This window comes from Agarivorans sp. QJM3NY_33 (assembly GCF_050870865.2).
Taxonomy (GTDB): Bacteria; Pseudomonadota; Gammaproteobacteria; order Enterobacterales; family Celerinatantimonadaceae; genus Agarivorans.
On record NZ_CP194039.2, the window covers coordinates 990451 to 1006385 of the forward strand.

Consider the following 15935-nt stretch of genomic DNA (forward strand, 5'->3'; position numbering starts at 1 on the left):
GGGCAATATGATGTCTAAACGACGAGCAAGAGAGTTAGGTCTTCCCTTTCCTGGACGTACTGGCCCCAACAATGCGATTACCGATGTTGCAGGCGTTTTAGTTGGTTATCAAACCATCAGAAACGAACAGCCCCTCTCTCCGGCATGCACCGGGGTTACGGCTATCTTGCCACATGGGCGAAGTCATACTCCAAGGCCTGTATGGGCAGGCATGTATGCCTTAAACGGGAATGGTGAAATGACCGGGACTCACTGGATCCAAGATGGAGGTTACTTCACGGGTCCGATTATGATTACCAATTCGCATGGTGTGGGGATGACTCACCATGCGGCGGTGAAGTGGATGATTCAGCAGTATCAAGCGGTGTGGCAGGGGCATCACCTATGGGCAATGCCGGTTGTCGCCGAAACCTTTGATGGTATTTTGAATGATATTAATGCGCTGCATATTACCGAACAGGATGCGCTGGCTGCTTTGAATAATGCCGCGGCTGGAAAAATTGCCGAAGGAAATGTTGGTGGGGGAACCGGAATGATTGCCTATGATTTCAAAGGCGGCACCGGAACATCGTCGCGTTTGGTCGAAGTGGATGGGCAGACTTACACGGTAGCCGCTTTAGTGCAGGCAAATCATGGCATTCGTCCTTGGTTTAATGTACTCGGTGCGCCATTAGGTAAAGTGATGACCGAAGATCGGATCCATAGCAACCATGAGCAGGGCTCAATTATCGTGATTTTGGCAACCGATGCACCGATGTTACCGCATCAGCTGAAGCGGATGGCGAAGCGGGCGGCGATTGGCATTGGTCGCAATGGTTCTCCGGGAGGAAACAATTCGGGGGATATTTTTCTTGCCTTTAGCACCGCAAATCAACAAGAAATGCCGCAATTATCCGGGCCCATGCGCACCATGCATTGTTTAAACGATGAGGTTTTTGATGATTTTTATCTGGCCAGTGTCGAAGCAATCGAAGAGTCGGTGATTAATGCGATGGTTGCTGCTGAAGACGTACCAACCTTTAAACAACCCGCGGGGCAAATTTGCAAGGCGATTGATCCCCAGCGTTTGACACAGTTAGTTAGAAATTTTCACGCCACTGGTATAAATCTGAGCTGAGTATACTTTTATCTTCCTTAGATAAATGCCACTGGGTGCCTTGATTTAGCCTTTTCAAAATTCAGTCGACTTGAGTTTTTCAATGGGCAAAGCTTGCACAAAGGCCAGAACTTTGGATAATGCCAGCCCTGTTCTACATTTAGAACGTCCCTGCAATTTCTTAGTCTGGAATTATCATGAGTGAGCAAGATCAAAACCCGGCTCCTGAGGCCCCTCAAGAGCAAGCCGAAGACAAACGACTTCGTAAAATTCGTAGCTTTGTAAAACGAGAAGGTCGTTTAACCAAGCGCCAGGAAAATGCGCTCACCGAGTTTTGGCCAACCTTGGGTCTGGATCATCAGGCCGCAAACTATTCGCTGGCGCAGGTATTTGGTCGCGATGCGAAAACTGTACTCGAAATTGGTTTTGGTATGGGCGCCTCTTTGGTAGAGATGGCGAAGCATGCGCCTGAGACTAATTTTATTGGCATTGAAGTGCATCGCCCTGGGGTGGGTGCTTGTTTGGCCGATGCAGTGGATGCGCAGATCGACAATCTGCGGGTCTTTGAACACGATGCAGTAGAAGTTTTAAACGATAGTATTCCAGACAACAGCCTCGATACGGTGCAACTGTTCTTTCCCGACCCTTGGCATAAATCACGTCATCACAAACGGCGCATTGTTCAGCCAGAATTTGTTGAATTGCTGCGTAATAAACTCAAAATTGGCGGTGTATTTCATATGGCGACCGACTGGCAGCATTACGCCGAGCATATGTTAGAAGTGATGCAGGCGGCGCCAGGCTATCGCAATACTTCTGAAACTAACGATTATGTACCGCGTCCGGATTGGCGTCCCTTAACCAAGTTTGAAAACCGCGGCCATCGTTTAGGCCACGGGGTGTGGGATTTGATCTTCGCTCGCGAAGCCTAAAGCCTAATTTAATCGGTAAAGCAATTCAGTAGGTCGTTTAGAAATAAACGGCCTTTTTTTGTGACCTGCCAGCTGGTGGCATTTTCTTCCAGCAAGGTTTGTTGCTTGGCACTGTCGAGTGCGTTTTCCAACGCGCTTAAACTTAAGCCTGTTAAGTTCACAAACTCGCTTTTCGGGATGGCTTCAAACAGGCGCAGCCGATTTAAGAAGTACTCAAAGGCTAAATCTTGGTTTGCCACTGGCCATTGTTTATAGAGAAATTCCCGCTGCGGATCTAAGTAGCCTTTCGGGTGTTTTAGCTTCTCGGTTCTGAATAAATGCTGAGTCTGCAAATCAGTGATTTTGCCGTGCGCTCCGCAACCAATACCTAAGTAATCGCCAAAGCGCCAGTAGTTGAGGTTGTGTTGTGAGCGATCTCCATCGCGGCAATAGGCCGACACTTCGTATTGTGCATAGCCAGCCTGAGCTAATTGCTGCTGTCCCTGCTCGAAAATATCCCACAACAGATCTTCGTTGGGTAAGGCGGGCGGTCGTGATGCAAAGGCGGTATTGGCTTCAATGGTGAGTTGATACCAGGACAGGTGGCTGGGGCCAAGCGCAAAGGCTTGCTGTAGATCTTGCATCGCTTGCTCAAGGCTTTGCTTAGGCAGGCCATGCATTAAATCGAGGTTGATCCGTTTAAAGCCAGCTTGCTGCGCATATTCGAAGGCCCGCAGCGCCTCTTCGCCGCTGTGGATCCGTCCCAGTTTGCTTAAATGGCTTTGTTGAAAGCTTTGTACGCCAATCGACAAACGATTCACGCCCGCTTGAAAGTAGCCTTTAAAGCGGTCTGCTTCGGCGGTGCCCGGGTTGGCCTCCATGGTGACTTCGGTGTCGGGCTCAAGCTGCAAATGTTGCTTGATTCCCTGCAGCAAGCGCGCAATCGCTTCGGCAGACAGCAGGCTTGGTGTGCCGCCACCAATAAAGATACTGTGTAAGGGGCGCCCTTGTAGTGTGGGGAAACGTGCTAAGTCTTGTTCAAGGTCAGCCAGAAGCGCACTGATGTATGCTGCTTCTGGTAAGTCTTGCTTTAAGCCATGGGAGTTGAAGTCACAATAGGGGCATTTTTGAACACACCAAGGGATGTGAACATACAGACTTAATGGCGGCGCAAGACTTAACATACGCAATGATTAAGCTGTGCTAATAATTCTCTAAGGGCTTGGCCTCGGTGACTTAAGGCGTTTTTCTCTGCCTTGCTGAGCTGGGCGGAGGTGGACTGGTGTTCGGCAACCCAAAATACCGGATCATAACCGAAGCCGCCTTCACCGTGGATCTGCTCGGTGATTTGGCCGCGCCATTTACCATGACAAATCAGCGGGGCTGGGTCATCGGCATGGCGTAAATACACCAATACGCAGTGAAACTCTGCACCGCGTTGCGACTCGGGCACGTCTTTTAGTGCTGCGAGTAATTTTAGTACGTTGTCGTGATCACTGGCGTTGCTGCCAGCATAACGTGAAGAATATAGTCCCGGCGCACCATTAAGATAATCCACTGCTAAACCAGAGTCATCGGCAATAGCGGGTAAACCGGTGATTTTTGCCGCATGGCGGGCTTTAATAATGGCATTTTCTACAAAGGTGGTGCCGGTTTCTTCGGCGTCCACAATGGCAAATTCACTTTGCGCCACAATTTGTTTTTGTAAGGGTTTGAGTAACTCGGAAAGTTCGGCAACTTTACCGGGGTTACCGGTGGCCAAGACAACTTTTTGCATGGGAAACCTTTGTCTGTGTCGATGTGAGCCTAAGTGTAATCGAAGGGCTTGCTTGCCAAAAGCCCTAATCGCCTGCTTGATCGATATTGGCTTATTCTACATAAAATTTATGATTGAATTTAAGCCGCTGCTGTTTAGGGCCTTCACCAATCAAGATCTCAAAGCGAAAGGTTTCCTCGTTGCTAAAACGCAGTTGCGCAAGGTAGTAGATTGAATCGCCTTCACGAACTTCTTGGAATTCTAATTGATTTTGATTGCCAATTAAGTTTTGCGCGGTTCCCGATATTTTGACCGCTAGAGCTGGCTTCCCTTTTGCTTTTGCATCTAACACTGTGATGTTAATTAAGCCTTTGTAGCGACTACGTTCCAGTTGGTACACCTTGGCGACTTCGGCGGGAATAAAAGTGGAGTTTAGGGCCATATAGTGGACTTCATAGTCACCTAACAAGACTTTTTGTTCAGCCTGGCTGGGAAAGGCAAACAGTAGCAGGCTACTGACAAAGCTAAACAATAGATACTTACGCATGATGCTAACCTTTTAAAAAACTTTGGTTTTAGTATAGAAATAAAATGTGGGTCATTGCTTACATTAAGTTGGCAATTATTTCAGGAATAATTTGTGGCGATGTTACTTCAATGGTTTTGTGTCGGCCCAAATCACCGCGAATAATGCTTACTTGCGACTTCGCCACCTTGCATTGCTTGGCAATAAATTTACTCAGGTGCTGGTTGGCTTTACCATCGATAGGGGGGGCCGTAATGGCGATTTTTAGTTCTTCGCCATGTAGACCGACGATGGCATCGCGACTCGCTTTGGGTTGCACGTAAACCTGCAAACGCAGGTTTACGCCTTCCATCGACACTGCTGGCATTTACAGCAGGCTCCAAAGCGGGATCCAACCACTAATCAATAAGTTTAAAAAGTTCAAGGCAACAAACAAGACTAAGACCGAGAGATCGAGTCCGCCGATTGCTGGAATAATCCGGCGAATGGGCGAGAGCATCGGTTCTGTGAGTTGCCCTAGTACATATTCTACCGGGCTACGACCTTGGCTTACCCAACTTAAAATCGCGCGGAGTAGCAGCACCCAAAAGATCATATAGCCGGCTTCTTTCAGAGTATTGAGTAGCGCAATTAGTGGCAGTTGCGGCCAGCTAATCCCGCCAGACATTTGCATTAAAAGAGCCCATTTCACTGCGGCAACAAATACTGCCAATAATACTGCTGCCCAATCAACACCAGCAAATCCGGGAATAATTCGACGGATGGGGACCACGATAGGGTTGGTGGCTTTAACAATAAACTGACTCAATGGGTTATAAAAATCAGCACGAGCCATTTGTAGCCAAACTCGCAGCAATACCACCATCAGGTAGAGGTTGAATACAACTTCAATTAAATAACTAAACGCTTGCATAAGATCCTCTGATTAATTAAAACAAACTTTCCATTTCACGCCCACGCGCAATGGCGGCGTCCATGGCTTGACCGACGATACGCGGTAATTGCTGTTCTTCAAACACGCGAATGGCTTCGGCAGTCGTGCCTCCCTTAGATGTAACATTGGCCCGAAGGGTCGTTAAATCAAGGTCTGGATTAGCCGCGACCAGTTCAGCGCTACCTAAAGCCGATTGTTGCACCAATTGGCGCGCCTGCTCAGGACTAAAACCTAAGTGTTCGGCATGTTGTTGCATGGCTTCCATGAACAAGAAAAAATAAGCCGGTGCACTACCAGCTGCGGCAATAATGTGGTTAATTTGATCTTCTTGTTGTACCCAGCAAGTCTCACCAACCGCTTGCATCAGTTGCTCTGCTGCTGCGCTTTGTTGGGCGCTTACATCGCTAGGAGCATACAGTCCAGTCATGCCTCGGCCCACTAAGGCTGGTGTATTCGGCATGGTTCTTACAATGGCGGTTTTTTCACCGAGTAGGTTTTTTAAACGTGCGATACTGATACCCGCCGCGATGGAGATAAATAGTTTGTTGGATAAATCGCCGCTTTGTTTGGCCAGATCTTCACAAACGACGGCCATGAGCTGTGGTTTTACCGCTAAAACAATTACATCACTTTGGGCGGTGGCTTGTGCATTATTGTCGGTCACTGGTATCGCAAACTCTTGTTGCAGCTTCTGCTGTTGTTCAAGGTTTGGGTCACTGGCGGTGATATTACTTGCGTCGGTGCCATTAGCGATCAGGCCGCCAATTAAACTACTGGCCATGTTGCCGCCACCGATAAACGCAATTCGAACTGTCATGTTGTTGTTCCTTGTTGTTTAGCCACGCTGGCCAAATATAGCACTGCCTATACGTACCATGGTACTGCCATGGTTAATCGCATCTTGCATGTCGCCACTCATGCCCATGGAAAGGGTATCGACACTAGCATATTGCTGCTGTAGTTGAGAAAACTTTTCAGCCATTGCTTTAAATTGTTGGTCTAGTCGCTGATCATTATCGAGTTTCTGCGGAATGGCCATTAAGCCTCGTAAAGTCAAATTGGGTAAGCTGGCAACATAAGCTGCCAACTCATCCACTTGCGTCAGGCTTAGTCCCGATTTTGCCGATTCTTGACTAATATTAACTTGTAAGCACACTTGAAGCGGTGCCATTTTGTTGGGACGTTGTGCATTCAGGCGCTCGGCTATTTTGTCCCGCGCTAGGGTTTGCATCCAGTCGAAGTGTTCTGCAACCAAGCGAGTCTTATTTGATTGTAAGGGGCCAATAAAGTGCCACTCTATCGGATCTTTTAGCCAAGTTTGTTGTCGACTTTGAACGATTTTATCGACGCCTTCTTGGACATAGTTTTCACCAAATAAGCGTTGTCCAGCTTGGTAGGCTGCAGCAATGTCGCTCAGCGGTTTGGTTTTACTGACCGCCAGCAAAGCTACACTATTTGGCGGGCGATGTGCTTGAGCTAACGCTTGCTGAATTTCTTGGTTAACAAATTGAAGTGCTTGGGTAATACTGCTCATAGTCTCAACATCGGGGAAATGAATAAATGGATGTTACTGAATTACTAGCCTTTAGTGTAAAACATAACGCGTCTGATCTACACCTATCTGCGGAATTACCACCAATGATTCGAGTGGATGGGGAAGTCAGAAAGATTAATTTGCCCGCCTTAGAGCATAAACAGGTACATAGTCTAATTTATGACATCATGAATGATAAGCAGCGTAAAGAATATGAGGAAAACTTGGAAATCGATTTTTCCTTTGAAGTTCCCGGTATTGCGCGCTTCAGGGTGAATGCATTTCAACAGAGTAGAGGCTCGGCGGCGGTATTTCGGACGATTCCCTCAGAGGTGCTGACTTTAGACCAGCTGGCTGCCCCCGCAATTTTTAGACAAATTTCTGAACACCCGCGTGGATTAGTGCTGGTGACTGGCCCCACTGGCTCAGGTAAATCAACCACCTTGGCGGCGATGATTGATTATATTAATGAGCAGCGTCATGAACACATTTTAACCATTGAAGACCCCATTGAATTTGTCCATAAAAATAAAAATTGTTTGATTAACCAACGTGAAGTACATCGAGATACCCATAGTTTCACTAATGCCTTACGTTCAGCCCTACGTGAAGATCCAGACATTATTTTAGTCGGTGAATTAAGGGATTTAGAAACCATTCGCTTAGCGCTGACTGCCGCTGAAACTGGGCATTTGGTGTTTGGTACGCTGCATACCACCTCGGCGGCGAAAACCATTGACCGGGTGATTGATGTCTTCCCTGCAGCAGAAAAAGACATGGTTCGCTCGATGTTATCAGAATCTTTAAGGGCGGTCATTGCGCAAACCCTACTGAAAAAACTTGGCGGTGGGCGAGTGGCTGCCCACGAGATTATGGTTGGTATTCCAGCGATTCGGAACTTGATCCGCGAAGACAAGGTGGCACAGATGTATTCGGTGATCCAAACTGGTATGGCCCATGGAATGCAAACTCTTGATCAAAATTTAAAAGAATTAGTCAATCAAGGTTTGGTGGCTTATAACGATGCGAAAGCGAAAGCGGCTGATCCCAATAACTTTTAGGAGCTTCGATGTTACTTGATCAATTATTGCGAGAGATGTCGGAGCGCAAGGCCTCCGATTTATATATATCGGTAGGCGTTCCTCCTAGCGCCAAGATTAGTGGGCGTTTACAGCCGCTCAGTGAACAACCAGTGAAGCCTGAACAGGTAATGGCAATGTTGTCCAGCATTCGGAGTGAGTCGCAGCTGCAGGCATTTCTGCAGGAGCTCGAAGCTAACTTTGCAATTGCTCGTCAAGGTTTGGGTCGTTATCGGGTGAGCGCATTTTTCCAGCGTGAACAGCCGAGCATGGTGATCCGCCGGATTGAAACTGAAATCCCCAGTTTCGAACAGCTACAATTGCCTCCAATTCTGAAGGAAGTTGGCTTGTCAAAACGAGGCTTAATCTTATTTGTAGGGGCAACTGGTGCGGGTAAGTCGACCACCCAAGCCAGTATGATTGATTACCGCAACCATCATTCAAGCGGACATATTTTAACCATTGAAGATCCGGTGGAATTTATGCACAAACACGCTGGCTGCATTGTTAATCAGCGTGAAGTGGGGATCGATACCCCTTCTTTTGAAGAGGCCTTGAAGAACTCTTTGCGTCAGGCGCCGGATGTTATTTTAATCGGTGAAATTCGAACCCGTGAAACCATGGAATTTGCGCTGCAATTCTCCGAAACCGGTCATCTGTGTATGGCGACCTTACATGCCAACAACGCCAACCAAGCTCTGGATAGAATCATGCATTTAGTACCAGAAGAGCGGCATCGGCAATTGTGTTTTGATCTTTCTTTTAACCTGCGAGCGATTGTCGCGCAGCAGCTGGTTCCGGTGAAAGACGGGAGTAGCCGCCGTGGCGTATTTGAAATCTTGTTAAATACGCCGCTAGCTGCCGACATTATTCGCAAGGGTGATATGCATAAACTGAAAGACCTCATGAATCGGTCGCGAGAGCAGGGCATGCTGACCTTCGATCAGAGCCTGTTTGATCTCTATGAAAGTGGCGTAATTGGTTACGCCGAAGCGATTGCGCATGCCGATTCGCCAAATGATTTAAGGTTGATGATTAAATTGCAAGGCAGTGATAAATCTAATAACTTAGACAGCGGAATGTTAGACGGTGTGACCGTCGATTATTAGGACAAAGGAGCATTATGTTAGCGGTTATTTCACCAGCTAAAACCTTAGATTTTAGTTCAGCAGTACCTTGCACTAAAGCCACCCGCCCAGCGATGTTAGCGCATAGCGCAAAGTTGATTGAGGTGGCTCGGCAATTGAGTCCTGCGGAGATTGCTAGTCTAATGAAAATTAGTGATAAGTTGGCGGGGTTAAATGCGGCACGCTTTGCCGAGTGGTCCGCTGATTTACCGGAAGACCTCGCTCGGCAGGCAATTTTTGCCTTTAAAGGTGATGTTTATACTGGTTTAGATGCTTATCGTTTAGATGCGTCGCAACTTGATCATGCGCAGCAGCATCTGCGGATCTTATCTGGCCTATATGGTTGCCTCCGCCCCCTCGATCTGATGATGGCCTACCGTTTGGAAATGGGGATTAAGTTGGCGAATGAGCGTGGTAGTAACTTATACCAGTTCTGGGGAGAGCTAATTACTGAACAGTTAAATTTAGCCTTGGAACAGCAAGCAGATAATGTTTTGCTAAACTTAGCCTCCAACGAGTATTTCAAAGCGGTAAAACTCAAATCACTGAATGCTCGAGTGGTGACCCCTGTATTTAAAGATCAGAAAAATGGTCAGTACAAGATCATTAGTTTTTATGCTAAAAAAGCGCGAGGTTTAATGGCCCGTTATCTGCTGGAACAAAAGCCTAATAATCTCGAGCAACTCTGTGCTTTTAATGCTGATGGTTACTATTTTGATGAAGCGAGTTCCGATGCTAACCATTTAACGTTCTTACGTGATCACGCTTAATTTGCTTTAAACTTAGGGCTTATGTATCGCGAGAGTTTCGGCGTTTTTATTGATTCACTTGTTATCTTGGAAAAGCCCTGCCAATATTGAATATAACTGCCATGAAGAGCAGTTTTTGGTAATAGCTAACTTATTTTTGCTCAAGGTTGTCGACAGAGAAGTCGAAAAAGTCCATATGGAGATAGTATGAAAAATAAGATTGTAGTGGTCATGGCATTGCTGGGTATTGCAACATTGTCAGGTTGTTCGAATGCACCTAAAGGAGATGCTGGGATTATTTGCCCGGCCATTGGTGGCGGTCTTGGTGCCTTGATTGGTGGTGGTGCTGGCGCTGTCGGTGGCGTTATTACTGGGGCGATGTTCTGCGCCAATCCAGATCAAGATGGTGATGGTGTCATTAATAGTCAAGATGAATGTCCAGATACCCCCGCCGGTACTGTGGTTGATGAACGCGGTTGTGCTGCGGTTGAAGAGGCCGTCGTTGAACAAGCAGTTGTAGAAGAAGCTGTGGTTGTAGAGCAAGTTGCGGTGGTCGCGGCTGCTGCAGTGTTGATCCCAGAAGGCTGTGAACAATATGTGATGGTTGATGGCGATAAAGTGATGGGCTTCAAACACGTTCTTTTTGGTTTCAATAAAGATAAGTATAGCCAAGCAGAGCAAGCTAAAGTGGATTGTATCGCCGATACAATTATGGCTAACGATCTGACGATTGATGCCGTGGGTTACACCGACAGTGTCGGTAATGCCGATTACAATATGGCTTTGAGTCAACGCCGAGCAAATAACGTTGCCGATGCATTGCGAGCCTCAGGGGTAAGCGCCAGTACGACTATCGAGAAAGGTAAAGGGGCTGCGGCACCAGTTGCCAGTAATGCAACTGAAGCTGGTCGCGCAGACAATCGCCGAGTTGAAGTTCGGGTTTATCACTAAGTAACAAGCAACGAAGAGACAATGAAAAGCCACGCATTGCGTGGCTTTTTTGTTGTCGTGGGTTACTTGGCTTTTTTGGCTAGTTTTTTTGCGCGCCCTTTAGCGCGTTTTTTCGCCAATTTTTTATCGACAACGGTTTTTGGTTTTTTCTTTTTCGCCGGGGCCACAGATATTTTATGAGTGGGGCGTAGACCTTCGATCACTCGACGCTTAATCGGCTCTTCGGTGTAGCGTTCGGCCTTGGCTAAGGCGCTCATGTCATGCGCCTCGACTAAGTTGATCGCTATCCCTTTGCGGCCTGCACGCGCTGTACGTCCTATTCGGTGCACATAAACATCTGGGGTGTGTGGCAAGTCGTAGTTAAATACATGACTAATTTCAGGGACATCAAGTCCGCGTGCTGCAACATCGGTGGCAATCAGGAATTTCACTTCGCCATCACGAAAGGCTTGCATTGCTTGATTACGTTTATCTTGTGCCATTTCACCACGTAAATAGGAAGCTTTAATATCATCACTTTGTAGGCGCTCGGCTAAGGCGTATAAACGTTCTCGGGTTTTTACAAATACCACGCTACGTTCGATGTCTTCATTTAATAGGTAGTGGCGCAATAGTTGGTATTTGTGTTCAGCATCATCACAAAAATGAACAATCTGTTGGATCTTGGCTCGTTCTCTGCGTGGTGGCTCAACTTCGATCTGCTGAGGATTGCTCATTACTTTTTCAGCAAAACGTAGCAGCCCGGCACCTTCTAAGGTGGCGGAAAATAAAGCGGTTTGGCTACGTTCACTGGTGGCGTCGCTGATGGTCTCCATGTCATTAATGAAACCCATGTCTAACATGCGATCAGCTTCATCGAGGATCAAGACTTCAATGGCTTGGCAATCAAATACTTTGTAGGTGATGTATTCCATTAAACGGCCAGGAGTCGCTATCACAATATCAATGTTGCCCTTGAGCTGTTCGGCGTGGACGTCATATTTGACCCCGCCGGTAATATCCATGATGCTTAGTCTGGTATGCGCGGTTGCTTGGCGAGCTTGCTCGGCCACCTGCATTGCGAGTTCTCGGGTCGGAGTTAAAATTAACACTCGACCGGGACCTGCTTTACGGCGCGGATAATCCAGCAGATGCTGAATTGCCGGCAGCAAAAATGCCAAGGTTTTTCCGGTGCCAGTGGGGGCACTGGCTAATACATCTCGACCGTCTAGCATCGCTGGGATGGTTTGTTGTTGGATTGTGGTGGCTTTAGTTAAGCCCATATCTTCAACCGCGTGTAAAATTTGTGGGTCGAGGTCGAGGTCTTCAAAGGTCATTGGAAAATCTACCAGTTTGTGAGGCGCCATCGACTTGAACCAAAAGCGCGGGTCATTTACATTCGCGGCATAGTATAGCGCCAAACTAAGGCAAGCAAGAAGTGATCAATCATAATCAATGTTCGGGTTTCACTTTTAAGCAGTTTCATGTGGCTCATGATCGCTGCGCGATGAAGGTGGGAACCGATGGGATTTTACTCGCGGCATGGCTAACTCTGCCAGCGGAGTGTCGACTGCTCGATGTAGGATGTGGCACTGGCTTAATCAGTTTGATGTTGGCGCAACGTATGCTGGGCAATGTTCAGATTGATGCTATCGACATTGACGCAGCTGCTTGCCAGCAGACTCGACAAAATGTTGCCCATAGTCCTTGGCCAGAAGCGATTCAAGTTTTTCATCAGAGTATGCAACAGTTTAGTTGTGCGCAGCCCTATTCGTTAATTGTATCGAACCCGCCTTATTTCCCCGCTGGACAGGTGTTTGAGCATAAACGTCAGCAAGCTCGGCATGATGGCGACTTGAGCGCAGAGCAGTTTTTTAGCGCGCTCCAGTCATTGTCTGATGTGCAAACTCGAGTTGGCTTAATTTTGCCTTGTACCGAGGCACCACGCTGGTTGACTTGTGCGGCAACCAAAGGCTGGTTGGTTGAGCGTAAGGCAATGGTTCGTTCATTGCCGCATAAGGCACCGATCCGAATGTTGTTATTATTGTCGAAACAGGCTCATATTCTGGCTCATAGTGAACAAATTCTTATCTATCAAGAAGATAAAAATTATAGTCCACAATATGTATCGCTTTGTAGAGATTTCTACCTAAACATGTAGAGTTTTTGGTTATTGCCAGAGATCAAAGTTCACTAATTCAGCTTGATTCACTGCTTTTATGTTTTATTTGCGTAATATATACTCCGCGGTTAATTGAGGATGCAGTGATTAACACGGGGGATACACATGTCCAAAGCACTTGGCTCATGGAACACGATGAGTTTAGGCTTAATGCTTTTTGCTTTCTTTTTAGGGGCCGGAAACTTAATTTTTCCGCCGATGGCCGGCATGTTAGCGGGAGATAATTTGCTGTTATCGATGTTGGGCTTCTTAGTGACAGCTGTAGGGCTTCCCTTGTTAGGTTTGTTAGCGATAGCCAAGGCAGGTGGTGGAATTGTGCAGTTGGGTCGCTACTTGCCAAGTCAAATTGCTAATTTAATCGCGCTCTCGATTTATTTAGTCTTGGTTCCCATGTTCGGGATCCCCCGTACCTGTTTGGTTGCCTATGAACTTGGTTTTGTCCCCCTGGTTGAAAATGCTAGCCAGCTAACGCTGATGGCTTATTCTTTGTTTTATTTTATTGCTGCATTATTTTTTATTTTGCGTCGTGGTGGGTTAATTGACTCGGTTGGTAAAGTGATTACTCCGCTGTTGGTTATTTGTATTGCAGTGATTGGCGTTACGCTATTTAGCCACCCTTTTGCCGAGATAGCGCCAGCCCAGCAGGGCTTTGCCGAAATGCCATTTGGTCAAGGTTTTATCGATGGTTATAACACCATGGATGCGCTTGCCGCTTTGATGTTTGGGGTATTGATGGTCGATGCATTAAATAACAAAGGTGTGACTGATCAACGTCAGCAATTTGGCTATTTGGTGAAAGCCAGCTTGATTGCTGCTTTAGGGCTCTCTCTGTTTTATGTGGTGTTGTTTTACTTAGGGGCTACCGCGACGGGAGTGGCGCCGGGTGCGAACAACGGCGGTGAAATTATTGTTGCCTACGTGAAAGTATTATTTGGTCCTCAAGGCCAATGGTTGTTGGCTGCCGTGGTGAGTCTTGCATGTTTTACTACGGCTATTGGTGGGGTGTCTTCTTTCGCGACTTACCTGAGTGATAATACCAAGATCTCTTATAAATATATTGCAATTATGAGTGTGGCTTGTTGTGCCTTGGTCGCTAATATTGGACTCAATCAGTTATTGCTGGTATCGATCCCCATCTTGATTGGGATCTATCCGGTGGCGGTTGCTTTAATTGCTTTCAACATGCTGGTGACTTGGTTTAAGCGTCCCAAAATGACGGCGAGATTGATGGTTGGGGTCGCGGCATTGTTTGGGCTTCTCGACGCCATTAAAGCGACAGGGGTGAATATGGACGCATTTAATATTCTACCTGGATTTAGCCAAGGATTTGCATGGCTACTGCCTACGCTCGCAGCAGTGATTGTGAGCCTGTTGGTCGGGCCTCAAAAGGAACGGCTTGCGGAAACGGCCTAATACAGCTGTTTGGTGTAACAGGCCACTATGATTGTGGCCGATACCCGAAGTTTGGTTGTAATTTCAAGCGTTCGTCATGCTTTGTGCTTGTGTGGCAACCATGCAAGCCGCTGCAATGCATGTTACTCAAACGATATTAAAATAGTTGCTTAGCGGTCTACCAAAGTACGGAGATAGTCTTGGAAATTGACTTTGCTTTGTCAGTATCTATAAGGTTTGGGTGAGTTTAGTCAGAAACATATCCTAAAATTCGAAGAACAATCATTTGCCCTATTTATTAGAGATAACTCGAGTGAAGTGATTGCTGGTTTAACGGGTGTTATTGTGTCACCTCCATTCAAATCAGGTTTCTTTAGTTGTCTGCTACTTTGAGAAATCACCGCATCGTTAGTCTGCTATTGGCTCAAGTTGAGAGCGAAGCTAAGCGCAGCGATATTCCAAATATTATCATCGATACTTATATATTCTAGGCACCACATTTTACGAGTCATTTGGGTTTGTAGACATAGGGCGCTATACCGATTATTTAGTGAAAGGTGTAGACAAAACTTTTACCAAAAGCGCTTAGAAAACAACTAACGAATCAGCCGATGTTCCTTTCTTTAGTCAATCTGTAATATGCTTTTTACGGACCAAAGCTTGCGACTGTTCTCAAGGTGAATCGCCCCGACAAATTCGCAGGCAGGTTTATTGAGTTATGCTGCCCGAGCATCGGGCAACTGTCGATAGTAGTTTTCTTCGTACTCTGCTGGCGGTATATCACCAATCGAACTCAGCAGCCGTCTGTTGTTGAACCCGTCAACCCAGTCCTGTGTAGCCAGTTCAACCTGCTCCAAAAAAGCCGGGTACTGGTTTATTGAACATAATGGGAAAATCGTAGGAGGAGCTTCACCGCTGCCTGCTGAACCAGATGTATGTGAATTGTAAAAACTGTATTTTTTAGCACCAATAGAGGACATGATTTCACTAAATGAAGGACGGTTCGCACAGCTCTTTAAACAAACCAAAGCGCTCGCTTATCCACCATTAATTTAATGGCTGGCCCTCAGTATATTGTTGATCGGGCCAAGTAAATCACAAGTGGCAGCAACAGCCTCATAAGTTTTGCTTAGCCCTACATGACGGTGCTCGATGTGAGTGCAGTAAGGCCTGGTTAAGCAATGCCTAATTGTTGCAGTTCTTGGCTTAATTGCTGGCACCAGCTGGCAATGCGCTGGTCGCTGAGATCATATTGATTTTCGTCATCTAAAGCTAAACCATAGAAAAACTCTCCATCTTCTGTGAGCGCTTTAGAGACCTCGAACTCATAGCCTTGGTTTGGCCAAAAGCCGATAAAGTTCGCGCCAGAAGGGGCGAGTTGTTCAAACAACATGCCCATGGCATCTAAAAACCATTCGCAGTAACCCACTTGATCACCTAAGCCAAACAGAGCGATGGTTTTATTTTTCAGGTCGAGTGTTTCAAGATTGTCCCAGACGGCTTCCCAATCTTCCTGTAATTCGCCATAATCCCAAGTAGAAATACCCAGAATAAGTACCGAATAATCGCTCATTTTCTGAATATCACAGTCTTTCACATTAAATAGATCCACTTGGTCTTCGCCAAATTCAGCTTGAATTTTTTCGGCGGCCATTTCGGTATAACAAGTAGATGAGCCATAAAAGAGGCCAATACGCATGGGTAAACGTCCTTTCGCGT

Annotated in this window: 17 protein-coding genes and 1 pseudogene; 8 read left to right on the forward strand and 10 right to left on the reverse strand. The window is 46.6% G+C overall.

The genetic code is table 11. The features are described from left to right. Nucleotides 1-7: 7 nt before the first annotated feature. Nucleotides 8-1117, forward strand: a complete 1110-nt coding sequence (locus ACRRSY_RS04445; protein ID WP_432461026.1) for a P1 family peptidase — start codon at nt 8-10, stop codon at nt 1115-1117. Between the two features lie 176 nt (nt 1118-1293). Continuing rightward, nucleotides 1294-2028 (forward strand): tRNA (guanosine(46)-N7)-methyltransferase TrmB, encoded by a 735-nt coding sequence (gene trmB, locus ACRRSY_RS04450; RefSeq protein ID WP_432454358.1) that lies wholly within the window; start codon nt 1294-1296, stop codon nt 2026-2028. A gap of 8 nt (nt 2029-2036) precedes the next feature. On the opposite strand, the gene hemW is transcribed toward trmB, so the two are convergent. The 7 genes from hemW to ACRRSY_RS04485 form a co-directional block, all read right to left on the reverse strand. After that, nucleotides 2037-3191 carry a radical SAM family heme chaperone HemW gene (hemW, locus tag ACRRSY_RS04455; RefSeq protein ID WP_432461027.1) on the reverse strand — a complete coding sequence of 385 codons (1155 nt, stop codon included), beginning with the start codon at nt 3189-3191 and terminating at the stop codon, nt 2037-2039. Beyond that, nucleotides 3185-3784, reverse strand: a complete 600-nt coding sequence (gene rdgB, locus ACRRSY_RS04460; RefSeq protein ID WP_432454355.1) for an RdgB/HAM1 family non-canonical purine NTP pyrophosphatase — start codon at nt 3782-3784, stop codon at nt 3185-3187. The genes hemW and rdgB overlap by 7 nt, the downstream gene beginning before the upstream one ends. A 91-nt stretch (nt 3785-3875) precedes the next feature. Beyond that, on the reverse strand, nt 3876-4310 hold the full coding sequence (locus ACRRSY_RS04465) for a DUF4426 domain-containing protein (protein ID WP_432461028.1): 435 nt from the start codon (nt 4308-4310) through the stop codon (nt 3876-3878). 58 nt (nt 4311-4368) lie between these two features. Continuing rightward, nucleotides 4369-4656: a DUF167 family protein YggU gene (gene yggU, locus ACRRSY_RS04470; RefSeq protein WP_432454352.1), complete on the reverse strand. Its 288-nt coding sequence runs from the start codon at nt 4654-4656 to the stop codon at nt 4369-4371. Then, nucleotides 4657-5202, reverse strand: a complete 546-nt coding sequence (locus ACRRSY_RS04475) for a YggT family protein (RefSeq protein ID WP_432454351.1) — start codon at nt 5200-5202, stop codon at nt 4657-4659. Between the two features lie 16 nt (nt 5203-5218). After that, complete coding sequence (proC, locus tag ACRRSY_RS04480) at nt 5219-6040, reverse strand: pyrroline-5-carboxylate reductase (protein WP_432461029.1); 822 nt, start codon at nt 6038-6040, stop codon at nt 5219-5221. An 18-nt stretch (nt 6041-6058) separates the two neighbouring features. After that, nucleotides 6059-6757 (reverse strand): YggS family pyridoxal phosphate-dependent enzyme, encoded by a 699-nt coding sequence (locus ACRRSY_RS04485; RefSeq protein WP_432454348.1) that lies wholly within the window; start codon nt 6755-6757, stop codon nt 6059-6061. A gap of 26 nt (nt 6758-6783) precedes the next feature. Between ACRRSY_RS04485 and ACRRSY_RS04490 the strand changes: the two genes are divergently transcribed. The 4 genes from ACRRSY_RS04490 to ACRRSY_RS04505 all read left to right on the forward strand — a co-directional run bounded on the left by ACRRSY_RS04490 (nt 6784) and on the right by ACRRSY_RS04505 (nt 10663). Beyond that, nucleotides 6784-7818, forward strand: coding sequence for a type IV pilus twitching motility protein PilT (locus tag ACRRSY_RS04490; RefSeq protein ID WP_432454346.1), 1035 nt, complete (start codon nt 6784-6786; stop codon nt 7816-7818). A gap of 8 nt (nt 7819-7826) precedes the next feature. Further along, complete coding sequence (locus ACRRSY_RS04495) at nt 7827-8945, forward strand: PilT/PilU family type 4a pilus ATPase (RefSeq protein ID WP_432454345.1); 1119 nt, start codon at nt 7827-7829, stop codon at nt 8943-8945. A 14-nt stretch (nt 8946-8959) separates the two neighbouring features. Then, nucleotides 8960-9733, forward strand: coding sequence for a peroxide stress protein YaaA (yaaA, locus tag ACRRSY_RS04500; RefSeq protein WP_432454344.1), 774 nt, complete (start codon nt 8960-8962; stop codon nt 9731-9733). Nucleotides 9734-9919: 186 nt separating this feature from the next. Then, nucleotides 9920-10663, forward strand: coding sequence for an OmpA family protein (locus ACRRSY_RS04505; RefSeq protein WP_432461031.1), 744 nt, complete (start codon nt 9920-9922; stop codon nt 10661-10663). A gap of 62 nt (nt 10664-10725) precedes the next feature. Here the strand turns inward: ACRRSY_RS04505 and srmB are convergent, their stop codons facing one another. After that, complete coding sequence (gene srmB / locus ACRRSY_RS04510; protein ID WP_432464703.1) at nt 10726-11979, reverse strand: ATP-dependent RNA helicase SrmB; 1254 nt, start codon at nt 11977-11979, stop codon at nt 10726-10728. Between the two features lie 101 nt (nt 11980-12080). Between srmB and ACRRSY_RS04515 the strand changes: the two genes are divergently transcribed. Then, on the forward strand, nt 12081-12803 hold the full coding sequence (locus ACRRSY_RS04515; RefSeq protein WP_432461032.1) for a tRNA1(Val) (adenine(37)-N6)-methyltransferase: 723 nt from the start codon (nt 12081-12083) through the stop codon (nt 12801-12803). 126 nt (nt 12804-12929) lie between these two features. Next, nucleotides 12930-14237, forward strand: coding sequence for a branched-chain amino acid transport system II carrier protein (gene brnQ, locus ACRRSY_RS04520; RefSeq protein ID WP_432461033.1), 1308 nt, complete (start codon nt 12930-12932; stop codon nt 14235-14237). 695 nt (nt 14238-14932) lie between these two features. Here the strand turns inward: brnQ and ACRRSY_RS04525 are convergent. Further along, nucleotides 14933-15070: pseudogene (locus tag ACRRSY_RS04525) on the reverse strand (IS3 family transposase); the annotation flags it as partial. 320 nt (nt 15071-15390) lie between these two features. After that, nucleotides 15391-15915 carry a flavodoxin FldB gene (gene fldB, locus ACRRSY_RS04530; protein WP_432456096.1) on the reverse strand — a complete coding sequence of 175 codons (525 nt, stop codon included), beginning with the start codon at nt 15913-15915 and terminating at the stop codon, nt 15391-15393. Nucleotides 15916-15935: the final 20 nt, after the last annotated feature.